The organism is Microvirga makkahensis, from assembly GCF_009830105.1.
Classification (GTDB): domain Bacteria; phylum Pseudomonadota; class Alphaproteobacteria; order Rhizobiales; family Beijerinckiaceae; genus Microvirga; species Microvirga makkahensis.
This window is the reverse complement of the sequence record NZ_WURB01000040.1, coordinates 16,258-32,411: the sequence shown is the minus strand read 5'-3', so window position 1 is coordinate 32,411 and position 16,154 is coordinate 16,258. Positions and strand designations below refer to the sequence as shown.

Annotated in this window: 10 protein-coding genes and 3 pseudogenes; 3 read left to right on the top strand and 10 right to left on the bottom strand. The window is 60.0% G+C overall.

What is annotated here, in order from left to right; genetic code table 11:
* Positions 1-855 precede the first annotated feature (855 nt).
* A complete protein-coding gene (locus GR328_RS24855; RefSeq protein WP_160888346.1) occupies positions 856-1,602 on the bottom strand; it encodes a hypothetical protein in 747 nt (248 codons plus the stop codon).
* 191 nt (positions 1,603-1,793) lie between these two features.
* Between GR328_RS24855 and GR328_RS24850 the strand changes: the two genes are divergently transcribed.
* Together GR328_RS24850 and GR328_RS24845 are read left to right on the top strand one after the other, a co-directional pair.
* The gene (locus GR328_RS24850; RefSeq protein WP_160888345.1) at positions 1,794-2,789 is read left to right on the top strand and encodes a 3'-5' exonuclease; all 996 of its coding nucleotides are present in this window, start codon (positions 1,794-1,796) and stop codon (positions 2,787-2,789) included.
* A 301-nt stretch (positions 2,790-3,090) separates the two neighbouring features.
* Complete coding sequence (locus tag GR328_RS24845; RefSeq protein ID WP_160888344.1) at positions 3,091-3,363, top strand: DUF2312 domain-containing protein; 273 nt, start codon at positions 3,091-3,093, stop codon at positions 3,361-3,363.
* A 121-nt stretch (positions 3,364-3,484) separates the two neighbouring features.
* Here GR328_RS24845 and recA read toward each other — a convergent pair whose 3' ends face one another.
* Entirely contained in the window at positions 3,485-4,525 is a 1,041-nt protein-coding gene (gene recA, locus GR328_RS24840) for a recombinase RecA (protein WP_246216080.1), read from the bottom strand.
* Between the two features lie 152 nt (positions 4,526-4,677).
* On the opposite strand from recA, the gene GR328_RS24835 reads away from it, so the two are divergent.
* Complete coding sequence (locus GR328_RS24835; RefSeq protein ID WP_160888343.1) at positions 4,678-6,774, top strand: ATP-dependent helicase; 2,097 nt, start codon at positions 4,678-4,680, stop codon at positions 6,772-6,774.
* Between the two features lie 520 nt (positions 6,775-7,294).
* Here GR328_RS24835 and GR328_RS24830 read toward each other — a convergent pair.
* From GR328_RS24830 to nanR, 8 genes and pseudogenes are all read right to left on the bottom strand, one after another.
* Positions 7,295-9,029: pseudogene (locus GR328_RS24830) on the bottom strand (bifunctional protein-serine/threonine kinase/phosphatase).
* 54 nt (positions 9,030-9,083) lie between these two features.
* A pseudogene (locus GR328_RS24825) lies at positions 9,084-9,931 on the bottom strand (formate/nitrite transporter family protein).
* Between the two features lie 89 nt (positions 9,932-10,020).
* Positions 10,021-10,353, bottom strand: coding sequence for a nitrite reductase small subunit NirD (gene nirD, locus GR328_RS24820; RefSeq protein WP_160888342.1), 333 nt, complete (start codon positions 10,351-10,353; stop codon positions 10,021-10,023).
* Positions 10,354-10,456: 103 nt separating this feature from the next.
* Positions 10,457-10,888 (bottom strand): annotated as a pseudogene (locus GR328_RS24815) (nitrite reductase large subunit); the annotation flags it as partial.
* A 635-nt stretch (positions 10,889-11,523) separates the two neighbouring features.
* Positions 11,524-12,375, bottom strand: a complete 852-nt coding sequence (locus GR328_RS24810; protein WP_160888341.1) for a phosphogluconate dehydrogenase C-terminal domain-containing protein — start codon at positions 12,373-12,375, stop codon at positions 11,524-11,526.
* Positions 12,372-13,772, bottom strand: a complete 1,401-nt coding sequence (locus GR328_RS24805; protein WP_160888340.1) for a four-carbon acid sugar kinase family protein — start codon at positions 13,770-13,772, stop codon at positions 12,372-12,374. Before GR328_RS24805 ends, GR328_RS24810 begins: the two co-directional genes overlap by 4 nt.
* Positions 13,769-15,031 carry a ribulose-bisphosphate carboxylase large subunit family protein gene (locus GR328_RS24800; RefSeq protein WP_205790286.1) on the bottom strand — a complete coding sequence of 421 codons (1,263 nt, stop codon included), beginning with the start codon at positions 15,029-15,031 and terminating at the stop codon, positions 13,769-13,771. The genes GR328_RS24805 and GR328_RS24800 overlap by 4 nt, the downstream gene beginning before the upstream one ends.
* 334 nt (positions 15,032-15,365) lie before the next feature.
* A complete protein-coding gene (nanR, locus tag GR328_RS24795; RefSeq protein WP_160888338.1) occupies positions 15,366-16,082 on the bottom strand; it encodes a transcriptional regulator NanR in 717 nt (238 codons plus the stop codon).
* Positions 16,083-16,154: the final 72 nt, after the last annotated feature.

Genomic DNA, 16,154 nt, shown 5'->3' with positions numbered 1-16,154 from the left:
TGGCCGCCTGAGCGGGGTGGCAGGCTGAGGCCCACGGCCTCGGGTTCCAGTTACCTCTACCCCAGCCGTTAAGAGGCGAGCCCCGGGCACCCAGCCGCTCAACCGGCGGAGTTTTTCAACGGCATCGGTCAAAGTGGGAAGTTCAGTCGTACTACGTGAAGGTCTGCTCACCGCGCGGGACCAGGCCTCGCTGGACTCATCATTTGCCGTTCCGTGACAACATTCCGAGAAAGCTCGGAATGGCTGCTGCGGCGATTCAGTCATGCTGTTCGTCCCAGATGATTATTAACCTGCCTGTAGTGTTGGATGGAAGATCCTGATGGATCCGGGTTGTTCGGGACGTCGCGGCCAGCAGGAACAAATGGAACCGAAAAGATCCATGTAGCACCGCTCAATGTTATCATGACCATCTGCGTCAGCGTGATCGCTCTCACAAGACATGTCTGTAGCCTGTTACTGGATGATTGCCTCCAGTGACGACCGTTTGCATGTGGAAAGGATAGAACAGGCACGTCTAAGTGGATATGCTCTACATTTATACGATCTACAGGGCCGCCCTCTCGCCACCTGTCCCATGTTGTTTCATCGCTACATTCACTCGACTGGTTGACTTACCTATCCAACACCAAAATGTACTCGCCCTTGATTCTGCCCTCATAGAAGGAGGCGCGCAGGAAACGGTATGCATATTGAGCACGTTCCAGAGGCTCTTGCAGCGGCGGAGCACTTCTAGCGGAGAGGCGGAAGACACAGTGTGCCACAAGCGCCTGCTTTTTTGCTGCGTGAGTGCGGAGGCTCCTGAGAATAGCCATCTGCGAACTTTCATGCATGTCAGTATCGGGCCACTCCGAATCGCTAGGACGAGAGATCCTCCACGCTGCTCTCTTTTGAGGGCAACAGGACTTTTCGGTGCCTGGATCGCTCCGCCGCCTCTTCAGCACACTTCTCCTGATGAGCCGCCTTGTTGATCACCTGGAGATTGGGCGCACCCCAGAACGCCAGCAGGTCCGGCCAAGGCCGCGAGCGATGCTCGGACCAGACGGCAAAGAGCGGAACGCGGTGATCCACCTCAGCGGTCCTGAGCAGGCGACGTCCGGTCGCGGCGCACTTCCTGTTCTGGCGCAGCTTGAGCATTCTCAGATGATCGGTAGGTGCGGTCCAGAGCTGCCAGGCCACGACACATGCGGCATGCCAAGTGGCATTCTTATTGAATTTGCCGTCACCCCAGAGATCGCGATGCCAGCCCAGCCGGAAGACAGGCTGTCCGCAGAGGCAACAATGCCCCGGACCACGCATGAAGGCGGATTCTCTGTACGGCGCGGGCGGCATGCGGAATGACAGCGGCAGGCCGGACGCTTTGTCAGATCCGAGCCGCCACTGCCACTCTGCGGGCTGTCCGCTCCTGGCCGCGAGGGCCCGCGCCAGACGGTCGGCGAGGAGCGGGCGATGGCGCCAATACGACTCCACGGCTCTGCGCTGCGTCGGGGGGATCAGCGGCTGCCGTAGGGCATGCGATAGAACGCAGGGCGGGAAGGACGCGGAGAGGCGCTTCTCAAGCCGGGCACGCGCAGTCTGGTTCTTCTCGTCTCGCCAGGTCGACATCCAGATCAGCCATCTTGTTTGAATCGCTGCCTGGTCTGTAGCGGCAATGCCCCTCGAGGTGAACCGCACTGGTCGATCCTTCATTCGGCAGATCTCGATCAGTCCTTAACCTTATGGCGACTCATCCCGGTTTACGGTTGCCGACATTCATCAAAGTTACAGCGCCACGATTGTCGCAGGAATGGGACCATATGCAGGGACAGGCCGATCTGTTTCTTGGATTGAACGAGACATCGGCACCGGTCAAAATGCCCGCTACCTCTGAGTTTCAAAAGAAGGCTCGGGCCTTCCGGCTCGATCCTGCGGACTTCGAGACGGCCGCCCATGCCCTGGAGGCAAGCGGGCAGTATCGTATCCTGCGCCGCCTTCTGCCTCGGCCCGTGGTCACGTCCCGCAAGGCAGTACCGGGCGAAAAGCTCGCGGTCATTGTCGACACCGAAACCACAGGACTGGATCACACCCGGGACGAAGTCATCGAGCTCGGCATGGTGGCGTTCTCGTATGATGAGGACGGTCGCATCGGAGATGTCGTCGGCACCCTCAATGCCTTACGGGAGCCGTCTGTCCCGATCACGCCTGAGATCACACGCTTGACCGGGATCTCGCCCGAGATGGTGAAGGGCCAAACGATCAATCTTGATGCCGTCGAGGCGTTCATACAGTCAGCCCATCTGGTGATCGCCCACAATGCTCGCTTCGATCGCCCTTTCTGCGAGCGTCTGACTCCCGGCTTCGCTCTGAAGGCCTGGGCCTGCTCCCATGCGGAGGTGTCCTGGTCCGAATTCGGCTTCGAAGGCTCGAAGCTCGGTTACCTGTTGTCTCACTGCGGCTGGTTTCATCAGGGTCATCGTGCCGTGGAGGACTGCCATGCCCTTCTGGAGGTGCTGGCGGCTCCCCTTCCCAGTGGTACAGGCTGTGCCATGTCCTATCTTCTGGCCTCGGCCCGAAAGGCCCTTCTGCAGGTCTGGGCGGAAGGCTCTCCCTTCGACATGAAGGACGATCTCAAGAAGCGAGGCTATCGCTGGAACGACGGCAAGGACGGTCGCCCCAAGTCCTGGTTCATCGAGATCGCCGAGGATGCGTATGAAACGGAGGTGAAGTTCCTGCGGCAGGAGATCTACCGCAGGGACGTGGAGCCGTTCACCCGGCGGATTACGGCCTTCGAGCGTTTCCGAGCCGCGAGATAAGGTCCTTCATTGCGACATGAGAGTGTTCGCCGCCGTTTCTGCCCTCATAAACACCTCGCCCAACCGATGCCTCATCGTCGAATGTAGTTATGCGTCGGGAACGTTCGTCACTGGATCTGCGGATTCACCCTCCAAATTTCCGCGAATAAGATCCACGTGCCCGAACCGTAATGTGATGTTCCGGATACCGCTGCTCCTAATATTCCCGTTGATCGCTTTTTATGCATCTGCTGCTCTGGATTAACGGGGTGCTTACTCCCCTGCCCGATAGTGCCGGCCTGCGTACGGCAAAGGAGAAGCCATGAGTGACGTCGTCGGAATTCCAGGCAATCGGATCCGCTCGTTCGTGGAGCGCATCGAGCAGATCGAGAACGAGATTAAGGAACTGAACGAAGCCAAGAAAGAAATCTTCTCCGAAGCAAAGGGTGAGGGTTTCGACGTGAAGATCCTCAAGGAGATCATCAAGCTGCGCAAACAGGATCAGGACGAGCGCGACGAGCACGACAGCCTGCTTGACGTCTACATGCGGGCGATGGATGCGGCCGGCCCCGCTCCTGTCGCCGAGGCCGCTTAACAGCGGCTTAGACGCCTCAGACTAGGAAAAGGCCGCCTCGTTGTAGGCGGCCTTCTTACTTTCCCGTAGGACGAGGAGCCGTCCGACACGCGGGGATAGGCCTCTACTTCAGGGGCTATCCTTAGGCTGCATCCTCTGATGCGGTCGCGTCATCGTTGCCCTGTAGCTCCGCAATCAGGAGACCGGCATTTTGGCGGATCTTGCCTTCGATCTCGGCCGCAATCTCGGGATTGTCCTTCAGGAAGGTCTTGGCGTTCTCACGGCCCTGGCCGAGGCGCTGGCTGTCATAAGAAAACCAAGCCCCGGACTTCTCCACGACGTTGGCCTTGACCCCGAGATCGATCAGCTCACCCATCTTGGAGATGCCCTCGCCGAACATGATGTCGAACTCGACCTGCTTGAAAGGCGGAGCCACTTTGTTCTTGACCACTTTCACCCGCACCTGGTTGCCGATCGGCTCGTCGCGGTCCTTCAGGGTCGAGGTCCGGCGGATGTCGAGCCGGACCGAGGCGTAGAACTTCAGCGCATTACCGCCCGTCGTCGTCTCAGGGCTTCCGTACATGACGCCGATCTTCATGCGGATTTGATTGATGAAGATCACCATCGTATTGGTGCGGCTGATCGAACCGGTGAGCTTGCGCAGGGCTTGGCTCATCAAGCGCGCCTGGAGACCGGGGCGGCTCTCGCCCATCTCGCCTTCGATCTCGGCCTTCGGCGTCAGAGCCGCAACCGAGTCGATGACGAGAATGTCTACGGAGCTCGAGCGGACAAGCGTGTCGGCAATCTCGAGCGCCTGCTCGCCGTTGTCAGGCTGAGACACCAGGAGATCGTCCAGGTTCACACCTAGCTTGCGGGCGTAAACCGGATCCAGAGCATGCTCGGCGTCGATAAAGCCGCAGACGCCGCCCTTTTTCTGAGCTTCGGCGATGGTCTGGAGCGCGAGCGTCGTCTTACCCGACGATTCCGGTCCATAGACCTCAATGATCCGGCCACGTGGCAGACCGCCGACGCCGAGCGCGATGTCGAGGCCCAGCGAACCGGTGGAAACCGTCTCCACTTCAATGACTTGATCGCCGCCGAGGCGCATGATGGCGCCCTTGCCAAAGGCGCGTTCAATCTGGCTGACGGCGGTCTCGATCGCCTTGGCCTTATCCATGCTCATCCCGAATCCTGTGCTCAATAGAAGGAGCCGAACCCTACAGTTCCTCGCAACGAAAAGATAGAACAAATATAGAACATATTGTCGCGATCTTATCTCAGAGCGACAAGCTGGGCCGTTGCGAACAAAACAGGAATCGGGGTCAATAGTGGCCCATGAGGAATGATTCGACCGTGCCTGCGAACCCTGCCTACCTTGACCAACTTAACCCGCGGCAGCGTCAGGCGGTCGAGCACGGCGTCCTGGCCAGCGGCTCAACTTCGGCCGCACCGCTGCTGGTCATCGCCGGGGCGGGATCGGGCAAGACCAACACGCTTGCGCATCGCGTCGCCCATCTAATCGTCAACGGGGCCGATCCACGCCGCATCCTCCTCCTGACCTTCTCCCGCCGGGCCGCGGCCGAGATGGCGCGCCGAGTCGAGAGGATCGCAGGACAGGTCCTGGGTCAGAACGCGGGCGTGATGACCGATGCCCTCACCTGGTCCGGCACGTTCCACAGCATCGGCGCCCGGCTCCTGCGCGACTACGCGCCCGCGATCGGGCTGGATCCAGCGTTCTCCATCCACGACCGCGAGGATTCGGCCGACCTGCTGAACCTCGTCCGGCACGAGCTCGGCTTCTCCACGACCGAGAGCCGATTCCCTGCGAAGAGCACCTGTCTGTCGATCTATTCCCGTTGTGTGAATGCCGAGATGGCTCTCGATGAAGTGCTGCGGACCTCCTACCCGTGGTGCGCGGGCTGGGCTGCCGAACTGCGCCAGTTGTTTGCGGCCTATGTCGAGGCCAAGCAGCACCAGAACGTCCTCGACTACGATGACCTCCTCCTTTACTGGGCTCAGATGGTGGCCGAGCCCTCGATCGCAGCCGAGCTTAGCGGGCGCTTTGACCATATTCTCGTCGACGAGTATCAGGACACCAACCGGCTCCAATCCTCGATCCTGCTCGCCCTTAAGCCGGACGGTCAGGGCCTCACTGTGGTTGGGGACGATGCCCAGTCGATCTATTCCTTCCGGGCGGCTACGGTCCGCAACATCCTGGACTTTCCCACCCAGTTCAACCCGCCGGCCGAGATCGTCACCCTAGACCGCAACTACCGCTCATCCCAACCGATCCTGGCCGCGGCCAATGCGGTGATCGAGCTTGCCTCCGAACGCTTCACCAAGAATCTCTGGACCGACCGGACTTCCGCCGAGCGGCCGCAGCTGGTGGCCGTGCGCGACGAGGCCGATCAGGCCCGCTACGTGGTCGAGCAGGTGCTGGCGAACCGCGAAAACGGCATAAGCCTCAAGCAGCAGGCGGTGCTGTTTCGGACCTCCCATCACAGCGGGCCGCTGGAGGTGGAACTGACACGCCGCAACATTCCCTTCGTGAAGTTCGGCGGCCTCAAGTTCCTCGATTCCGCTCACGTCAAGGATCTGCTCGCATTGCTGCGGTTCGTCCAGAACCCGCGCGATCGGGTCGCCGGCTTCCGGCTGATGCAGCTTCTGCCGGGTGTCGGCCCAACCTCGGCCCAGCGGGTGCTCGATCGCATGCATGACGCCGCCGATCCGATCCAAGCTCTGATGGAAGCCCCTGCCCCGCCCCGGGCGGGCGACGACTGGCATGCCTTTCTCAACGCGATTGCACAGCTACGCGCCGGCATGGCAGGCTGGCCGGCTGAACTTGAGTACGCGCGGACTTGGTACGAGCCTTATCTCGAGCGCATGCATGAGGATGCCACGACACGCAAAGCCGACTTGGTCCAGCTGGAGCAGATTGCGGCCAGCTATCCCTCCCGCGAGCGTTTCCTCACGGAGCTCACGCTCGATCCGCCGGATGCCACGAGCGATCAGGCCGGTGTGCCTCTGCGTGACGAGGACTACCTGATCCTGTCGACGATCCATTCCGCCAAGGGCCAGGAGTGGAAGTCGGTGTTCGTCCTGAACGTGGTCGATGGCTGCATCCCCTCCGATCTGGGTACTGGGACCACGGCGGAGATCGAGGAGGAGCGCCGGCTGCTGTACGTTGCGATGACGCGGGCCAAGGATCACCTGCATCTCATCGTGCCGCAGCGGTTCTTCACGCACCAGCAATCCGCGACAGGTGGTCGCCATGTCTATGCCGCCCGCACTCGCTTCATTCCGAGTAGCCTCCTGAAGCTGTTCGAGCGGGTGTCATGGCCCCTGGCTGTGCCGGACCCGGCAAGTTCATCTACCACGACAATAGGCGTTCGCGTTGATGTGGGCGCGAAGATGCGCGGCATGTGGCGATAGCCAGGCTGCAGAGGTATGTCCCCGAATAACCGTCTTGGGCATTGATGAGACAAAGCTGAGGTCGGCGGCCAATGATCCGAAGGTCCATCCCGATCCGGAAAAAGCTCAGGCAAGCCTCTCACGAGCGCGGCGAACCGCCGGTCCTCACTGAACGAGAGCGCAAGATCATTCACACCAACTAGTTCGGTCAAAGCCTCATCGTAAGGACGATGCTCAACATCATGCAAGTCATGCTTGAGCCACTCCAATGCCTTCTGTCCGGTATCCTGTTCATTCGCTCCGCACTGTTCAGCCTCCTACACGCAAGGGCATATAATGCGTTCTGAAACGCTCCGAAGCCGACGCGAAAATAAATTCGGGCCTGCTAGTGCCGCCATTCGATAACAGTCGCATCTGTAAGGTAAAACGAGCCCCGGGGGAGGTCCGCTGACCGCACAACTCTGGTCGCCTGATAGAATTCCGGAACGTGCCAGAAGCTGACTTCAATCATCCGCAGAATACCTCGTGACGGAGCCTCATCTCATCCGCGAATAGTCAGTCGCCACAGCAGAAGGGTAACAGCCAGCGCAAGAATGCTCGAGATACATTTCCAGAACACGATAGGGTTACGTTGCGCCAACGGCGCGCGATCCGTCCTCAGGAAAGTCGGATTGGGCTATCGCAGATCAAATGTGAATTCCGAAAGTGCATCGTATCGCTTTATAGGATTCGGATGCACGGCTTTGCGCAACCCCTGATCCATCTCGTCTGGCACCAGTGGGTTGATCTCTGACGCCGGAACGTAATGCAGCCAGCTCTGCTGTGATCGGCTGCGCGTCCTTGGAACCTCGGCGCCATGAGGAAGCTGCCCCGTAAGCATTTGGTAGACAGCCACACCAAGCGAGAACAGATCGGAGCGCCAAGTCCTTCTCTGTCGACGAAATACTCTGGAGCCGCGTACTGCGCTGTGCCGAGGATATCGTCACGATCCGCCTGCGGCGCGGACTCAACGACCCCGGCAACGCGCGTGGACCCGAAGTCGATGATTTTCACCGTACCGGTTTTGTCGATCATGATATTGTGCGGTCGCACATCCTGATGCACTATCCCAAGGCGGTGAAATGCACGCAGGCCCTTTGCGATCTGCTCAGCGATTCCATGAACAATCTCCAGTTCCGGGCAAGGATGGGCGATCATCCACTGGGCCAGAGTTTGGCCCTCGATGTACTCCGTCACGACATAGAGATGACTCCGCTTACGAGACTGGAGCAGAGCTTTGAGTACATGGGGGCTGTTCAGACGCCTTGCGATCCACTCCCCAATCATGAAGCCCCTCAGATGGTCGGAACCATGTCGCAGATCGATTGATGGCACCTTGAGAGCCACACGTGTATCGGTCAACGTGTCCGGGCCAGATAGACGTGACTGCGGCTGCTGGAGTGGAGTTCACGCAAAATCCTGTAGCTGTCCAGCAAGCTGCCTGCTTGGGGGACCGGTGGCGGCGCGACATCGGCGGCTTCGGCCATGATATCGCCTGCCTCTCCATCCGGCACTGCATCGATCCGCACGATCTGAACCGTCAAATTATCGCGGCTACATGCCCGCAGCGCCTCTTCCACGATCATGCGCGCAGCGCGGTCAAGGTCGCCTGCATGTGCTTTGACGGCGCTTGCAACCATGGTGCCACTAACGTGCTCATGCACACCGTCGCTGAGAAAATAAAGAGATCACCCACCCGCAGCGGAACCGCTCGATAATTGATTTCGACACTCGGTCTTGCGCCTAGAGCTCTGGAGAGATAGCTCTTTTGAAGGAGATATGTTGATGCGGTGATCGTCAGCAAGCGGCTCCAGAACGCGTCCCGCCAGTCGGCTCAAGCGACAATCTCCGATCTGAAAGATGTGCGCGAGGCAAGATTTCAAGACCATCGCCGTGAAAGTGCAGACATAGCCTCTGTCCATGTCACTAGCGTATCGGCCGCGTCGCGCCTCCGCATGAAGCCATGAGTTGGTCGCGCTGATAACCCGCTGCGCTGCCGTTCTGACGACACAAGCATCCGAGGTGCAGTAGTAGTCTGTCAAAAAAGCTCTTGACTGCCGCTTCCGCGGCGATGCGGCTTACGGAACTCGTGCTGCCCCCGTCCGCGATCGCGATGGCTATGCCCTTGAGGGCGAGGGCCGGCCCAGTCGGGATCAGGGCGCCGTGGAAGTCCTGATTGGCCTCTTTGAGCCCTTTTCGGAGTGCTGCCCGATTGAGATCGTCAGTGGGCACGTCATGAAACACCATCAATGAGAGCCCCGCTCTCGGGCGGGGTTCCAGCCTGAGTTGAATCACTCGGCAGGGAAAGCGGCTATACCTGCTCCGAGATCGGCGTTGCGCTTGGCGCCGGTGCGCACATGGTTCGAGTAGAGCGTCAGTCCGACGAAGGCCAGCAGACCACCAACAAGGTTGCCGATGACGGTCGGGATCTCGTTCCCGATCAAATAATCCTTGATCGAGAAGTTGCCGCCGAGCAAGATTCCCGAGGGGAAAAGAAACATGTTCACAATGGAATGCTCGAAACCCATGTAGAGGAACAACATAATCGGCATCGACATGGCGATCACCTTGTCTGAGACCGAGGTTTAGATCATGGCTCCTACGACGCCCATTGCAACCATCCAGTTGCACAGTACGCCGCGGATGAAGTGCGTGAGCATGCCTGCAGCACCGTGGGCTGCGTACCCTATAGTCCGTCCCTCCCCGATCGCGCCAATCTTCTGACCAATCGCGTCCGGCCCCTGGGCGAAGCCAAACGTAAAGATGATCGCCATCATCACAGCGATCGTGAACGCGCCAGCGAAATCTCCTACGAACACGAGACCCCAATTGCGCAGGATACCGCTCATGCTCGCGCCCGATCGCTTGTCGATGAGAGCAAGAGGGGTGAGCATAAAGACGCCGGTCAGCAAATCAAAACCCATCAGGTAGAGCATACAGAACCCCACCGGAAGCAGAACTGCGCCGGCGAGAGGTTAGCCGGTCTGGACCGTGATGGTGACCGCAAAGCGGCTGCAAGCGCCAGAATGGCGCCGGCCATATAGGCGCGGATCATCGTGTCCCGCGCCGACATAAAGATCTTGGATTCGCCGGCATCGACCATTTTGGTCATGAACTCGGCAGGTGCAAGGTAAGCCATCGAAGATCCTTTCCTGAGTGCAGAGCAGCCGAAGCCAAGTGAGGGGCTGCAAGGGGGGATATCGTCCAACTTGAGCCGCACCGAACTTCTCATGCCGCTTTGGGCAAGAGTGCCGAGGCAGCAACTAGGATGCGCGTGCCGTTGATGCGCAGCGGGATCTTGTGCGCGCACCCATGATCTGCGCCCTGCGACTCGCCGCTCTCCAGGCTGATTACCCAGTCGTGCAGCGGGCACGTCACCGAGTGACCATGCACGATGCCCTGCGACAGGGGGCCACCTTTGTGCGGGCAGCGATCTCGCAACGCGAGGAGCGTTCCGTCGTCTGCCTTGAACACCGCAATGTCGCTACCTGGCGCCTGCACGACGCGCGCGCCCAAAGCCGGCACGTCATCGACCGCACCTACATCGATCCAATCGCTCATTCCACCGCCTCCGCGAGGGTGAAATTGGCCATAGGGTTGAATTCATGCGCATCGCGTCCGGCAGCCCGCTCGGCCCAAGGATCGGTCTGTGCTGTACGCTGCGAGCGCCGACGCAGGTCTTCACAGTGCGCAGACCCTTGGCATAGGCATGGCCGGAGACCATGCCGGCATCGTTGAGATCGGCCCAGACCGCCGGCAGATCCTCTTTGTGCACGCCGAGCAGATCGATGCGCTGACCGCCCGTGACCTTCACGGTTGGGGCGTTGTACTTGTCGGCTACATCCGCGATGGCGCGCAGCTCACGCGGGTTGGTCAGTCCACCCCACATGCGCGGCACGACCGAATAGGTGCCATCCTTCTGGATGTTGGCGTGAATGCGCTCGTTGATATAGCGGGAGCGGCCATCATCCTTGTACTCTTCTGGCCATTCGCACAAAAGATAGTAGTTCAGGGCCGGCCGGCATTTGGCGCAGCCGCAGGAGGTTTTCCAGCCGAGTTCCTGCATGACAGCCGGGATCGACTTCAGCCCCACCGCAGGCCAAAAATGTTCGCCGGAGCTCACCAGGGCCCCGGCACATTCTGCTCAAAACTTGGGCATTTCGTGCCGCCTCTTCGACCGGTTGCGAAGTCGGTGCGGCACTGGCGTAATCCACCATCCTGTCGGTGCGGTGCTGATAGCACCTCATTGCATCCTGGTCGACCGACACGATCCATTTTTGTCGCCAACCTGAGCTTTACAGGCGTCCTGGCTTCACCAGTTCGCAAGGTCGGTTCCGGATCAACCACTGACGATCCCCTCCCTTTCATGAAGGTCCGCTTCGGCCGGGCGAGCAGCTGACGCACGCGCCGGAAAGCTTTCCTGGCCGCGCTCGCCGGCGCTCCGCCAGAAGCGGGAACCATCGAAGAACTCGACAATTCGGCACGCTGGCATGGGTTGAGCAGACACCCACGATGGACAGAACCAGGATTCCAGGAACCAATTCGGGAGCGTCAGCACGCGCGAGAACACACCGACGAGGGGCAGGTTCATGATCAGCAAGAGAATGTTGCCGATGTAAGACGGTATCTCGTTTGACTCGCGATCAAAACTTCAAACGAGCGATAGCCTCTAATCCGCAGTGCCATCCTGAACAGGACAGACGAGATCGCCCGCCCTGCTCTCGAACCTTACTACGCGGCTTGGGATGGATTACAGATTTCCGTGACGGACTTCTTGACCGCAACCGGGTCGAAGATGCGTTCGAGCCAACCCTCTCGAAATATCTGCGGACGCGCCTGGTCAATAGCATAAAGGGCGCCGTCCGAGAACTTCCCTTCCGGAAAGGCTTCGAAAGCGATCGCCAGCTCGATGTTGAGGTGGCCCAACATGAAATCGATGGCTGCTTGGCGCGGCACGCCACGGCGCACAGCCTCATCGGTCGCTTCACGCAGAGCAAGACACAGCGTGGCACCAATTGTTTCCGATAGTGCAGGCTCCATGATGGCAATGTGCTCGACGGTGCAGCGATGCGACCGCATCACAGGCTTGTAGATCGTACGCGCAACATCCTCACAGAGAGAATAGTGCTCTTCCGGGCCTTGCATGAGAGCGCACACGATATGCTGCTTTGCCTTGACTCCTCCGAAGAAGTCATTCTTCGCCGCAGGATCGACCTCATCGTTGAAGATGGGCGGATGGCAGGGGTGAGTCACGAAATAGGTGACGTCGGTGCGGTTCGGCAGCTCACCCGCGTAAGGTGCCGCGGCATCGAGCATGATGATGGCGGTGCCAGGCTTCACGACATCAATGAAGCTATGAGCGATCTTGCCGATCAGACGGTCCGGCACCGCCATGATCACGACATCGGCCTGTCCGAGGGCGACGTCCCGATTAACACAATCCGCGCCGACTATCGTCTTGAGGCGCTGGCGTCCTTCCTCTGAAACCTCCACATGAGCAACCTCATACGGCGAGTCCTTTAGGTTGGAGGCGAGGCGAACGCCCATCTTTCCACCTGCGCCGAGCAATGCAATTTTCGTCATTTCCTTGTTCCTCCATTGTGACCGGGGGCGCCACCCCGTTTTACGGCGCAAAAGAAGTCAGGCGTTCCGACCTGCCCACCCTTGAGGGTGATCTCAAGCTCCTTGTGGGCAGGATCTTCGGAATGAGCGAGGCACAGAGGCGACCCTGGAGCGATGGGTGCACGTGCCGTGAGAGCGTAAATCCCGAGTGCGAGGCTGGCATGTCCTGAGGTGTCACCGCCGGCAATAGCCGCGCGCTTCAGGCGGCTCTCACGTAAAGTGGCGTCGAGCAGCCGCCCGAGGCCGTCGCCTATTCGGTCGTTGACAGCGCCGGAATGAGCCCCGCTTGAGCTGATAGCGCGAGCTAGATCCGCAACGGCGGGGTCATCCGGCCCTCTGGCCGTGTAAACGAGAGGGTCCTTGCCCTCGCCGAGCAGACGTAGCGCCAGCTCTGTCGCCCTGCCAATCTCACGTTGCCACTCGCCCGCGTCGACAGCACGTGTCGCATTGAGCTGCAGAGCGGCAAATCCATTGGCTTCGGCATACGCGATCTGCCCTGCCGTGATGGGGGAGCAGGACCCGGATACGGCGATCATTCGCTCAACGGAAGACGCCTGAACAGCGGGCGGCTCCTGTGAAATCAGGCCGCGCTTTCGCCAGTGAGCGACCAGCGCATATTCAATACCTTGGGAGCCTATGGCGAGCATACGTTCCCCACGATGCTCCCACATGAGACGGCCAGCCTCCGCAAGCGTCTCCTCATCGAGGACGTCCAGAGCGACGACCTCGGCGCCATCGGATATGAGGGCTTTCAGCCTTTCGTCCGCCCTTCCCTGCTTCATGGACACGAAGTCGACAAGGCCGCTGGCCTTGCTCGTCTGCCTGGCGAGGTGCCGGAGAACATCCGCCTCATCCATCGGCGTCACGGGATGGCGCGCCATGACCGGATGACGATCCAATCGGTGCCCCTCCCCCGCAACGACTGCGAACAGGTTGCCGAAGGTCTGATAGCGAGCCAGCGCAGGAGCACCGACCACAAGCGGATGCCAAGCTCCACCCAAAATGGGGGCTGCTAGTTCGATCGCCTTGCCGATGGAGCCTACATGGGGCGCGGAATCGAAGGTCGAACAGATCTTGTAATGAGCGACAGGCGCACCGAGTTTCGCAAGCTCATGGAAGATCGGCGGCAGATGCTCCTCCATCCAGGCAGGGCTCTGCGAACGGGAAATGCCGGCAATGCCGATAGCCCGATAACCACTGAAGCTGGCGAGTTGGTCTGGCGTGGGCACATCGAGAAACATCACAGCGGGAAGACCCGCGAAGGTCATCACCTCCATGACAGCCGAGGAGCCGGTATAATCGTCACCATAATAGGCGAGGAGCAGGCCATCCGGCAGATATTGCCCTCTCTGGCTCATGCGGCATACGTCTCCAGCGCCTTTGCAAGTGCAGGACGCTCCTTCGCGTATTCAGCCAAAGGAATACGGGCAGTCGCGGCCTCCCATGCCTCACACAGGCTCGCGACGCCGGCAGCAGGACCGTCGGGGTGAGCCATGATGCCGCCGCCTGCAGCAAAGATGAGGTCCGTTGTGCCAAGGGCAGCAAACGTTCCTGGCGCCTGCTTGGCCGACTGGCCCGACGAGAAGACCGGCATGACGATACAGGGTTTTTCATCGAACATAGGCGTCAAGCACGCACGTGCGGAAGCAATGACACTCTCGTCGCTCTCGCAGAACTTATTGCTGAGCCCGTTGACGTGCATGTGGTCCGCACCCGCCAAGCGCCAGATCTTCTGCCAGGCGACATAGGACCAGCCGAGCATAGGGCATCGCGAAAGATAGCCCCAGCCATTGCGGTGAGCATGGATGGGGAGTTCGGTGAACCGAGCCAACTCGATCATTCCGACGAGGCCGACCGAGTTGAGGCTCGCCATGACACAGGTGCCGCCGAGATCCCGCACGAGATCATGACGACGGCGCATCTGATCGAGGTCGCCGGTCAGGTTGAAGGCGAACATCACCTTCTTTCCCGTGCGGTCCGCATGTTCGTTGATGACGCGCATGACGGCCCGCACACGCTCGTCGAAGGGACAAAGAGGTCCGTCGGATTGCAGTTCGTCATCCTTGATGAAGTCGATTCCGGCCTCGCACAGCGTCCTGGTGAGAGCGGCTGTTTCATCGGGCCCAAAGCCAACACTCGGTTTGACGATCGTGCCGATGATCGGCCGTCCCTCTATCCCTGCCAGTCGGCGGGTGCCCGCGATGCCGAATTTCGGTCCCAGGTAAGACTGAGCAAAGGCAGACGGAAGGCGCATATCAAGCAGGCGCAGACCGGAAAATTGCTTCAGCTCGAAGAGATTGCCGGCTACGGTTGCGACGAGATTGGGCAATGACGGGCCGATGTTATCAAGCGGCCAAGACAGCGTCACACGTGCGCGCCGATATGTTGGCCCCTGACCTCTCGGATGACCGGCACCTGGAAGAGAAGGCTCATCCACCTCCTCGATGACCTCGAGACTTTCAATGCGCGCCGCAGAACGCTCCTTGAGCTCGGGGGTTTCTCCCGGAATGGGAACAAAGGTGCCGCTTGACTGCTCCCCAGCCATAGCTTCTGCGGCCTTGCGAGGGTCAAAGGCTGTTTCGATAAGATAATCGGCTTCGATGCGCGTTGGGCTCATCACGGCAGCTTCCATTTGTCGGTCGAAGCGAGGGCGGTGCGGCAATCATGGAAGAGGACTTTACGAGCTGCAGAATGGGGCAGGCGCAGCATCGCCCAACTGACAGATCGCACGTTTCCTCCAGCTGATGTTCTCACCAGTTATATTGGATGATGATTATACCAGTTGTGAAAAATCGACAAGCCTACTTGTTGCTGGTGCAGTGTCTGGAATGGAAATTTATTTATCTGACGGCCCCGGACAGCCGTTGCGCGCGGAGCTTGATCAGCGCCTGCGAAAAGGCGCTGTCTTGCCTGGCCACAATGATGCGGCTACGCCGGGCCGAGGCAGCAGTTCAATCTTCGACCGCGCCCAATGCGAGTACCGAGTAGAGGGAGTTGGCGCGAGTCAGGTGGTCGGACATGGCCTTTGCGGCGGCATCCGCGTCGCCAGCTGCGATCGCCTTATAGATCCGCTCGTGCTCCTCAAGGGTCAGCCGCTCGGCACCGCGGGCAGAGACCAGTTCCCGCTTGAAGCGGCTGAGCCATTCGAGCATGCCTTGGCTGATTGCCGCGATGAGGAGGTTGCCTGACATTGCGGCAATCTGCCGGTGGAAAGCCATGTCGGCCGCAACAAACCGGGCCACATCACCGCGAGCATCCTGACAGGCAATGAGAGCACGGCGCAGTTGCTCCAGACCATCGCGGGTGGCGCGCTGTGTTGCCACGCGGGCAAGACCGACCTCGAAGAACACCCTCGCCTCTTTCAAATCCTGCAGCCCGCGAGGATTGCTCGACAGAAGCTGGAGCATAGCTCCGGAAATCTGATCGATGATCGTCTCCGGGGTCGGCAGGATCACGCGGGCCCGCTCGCCGTGGTTGATCCGGATCAGGCCCATCTGCTGCAGGGATTGCATGGCCTCACGGATCGCCGGCCGCCCTACTCCGAAACGCGCCATCAGTTCCCGCTCGGAGGGCAGCTGCGTACCGGGCTCGTATTCCCCCGCCTCGATGGCGCCGATCAGGCGATCGAGAACCTCGTGAGACAGCTTGCGGCGAACAATGGCTTCCATCGTAGGATCCAAATACCCTTTACGCTCAATCGGCCCAGCCCGGAGCCGACCGAACGGTATCTTCAACAATTC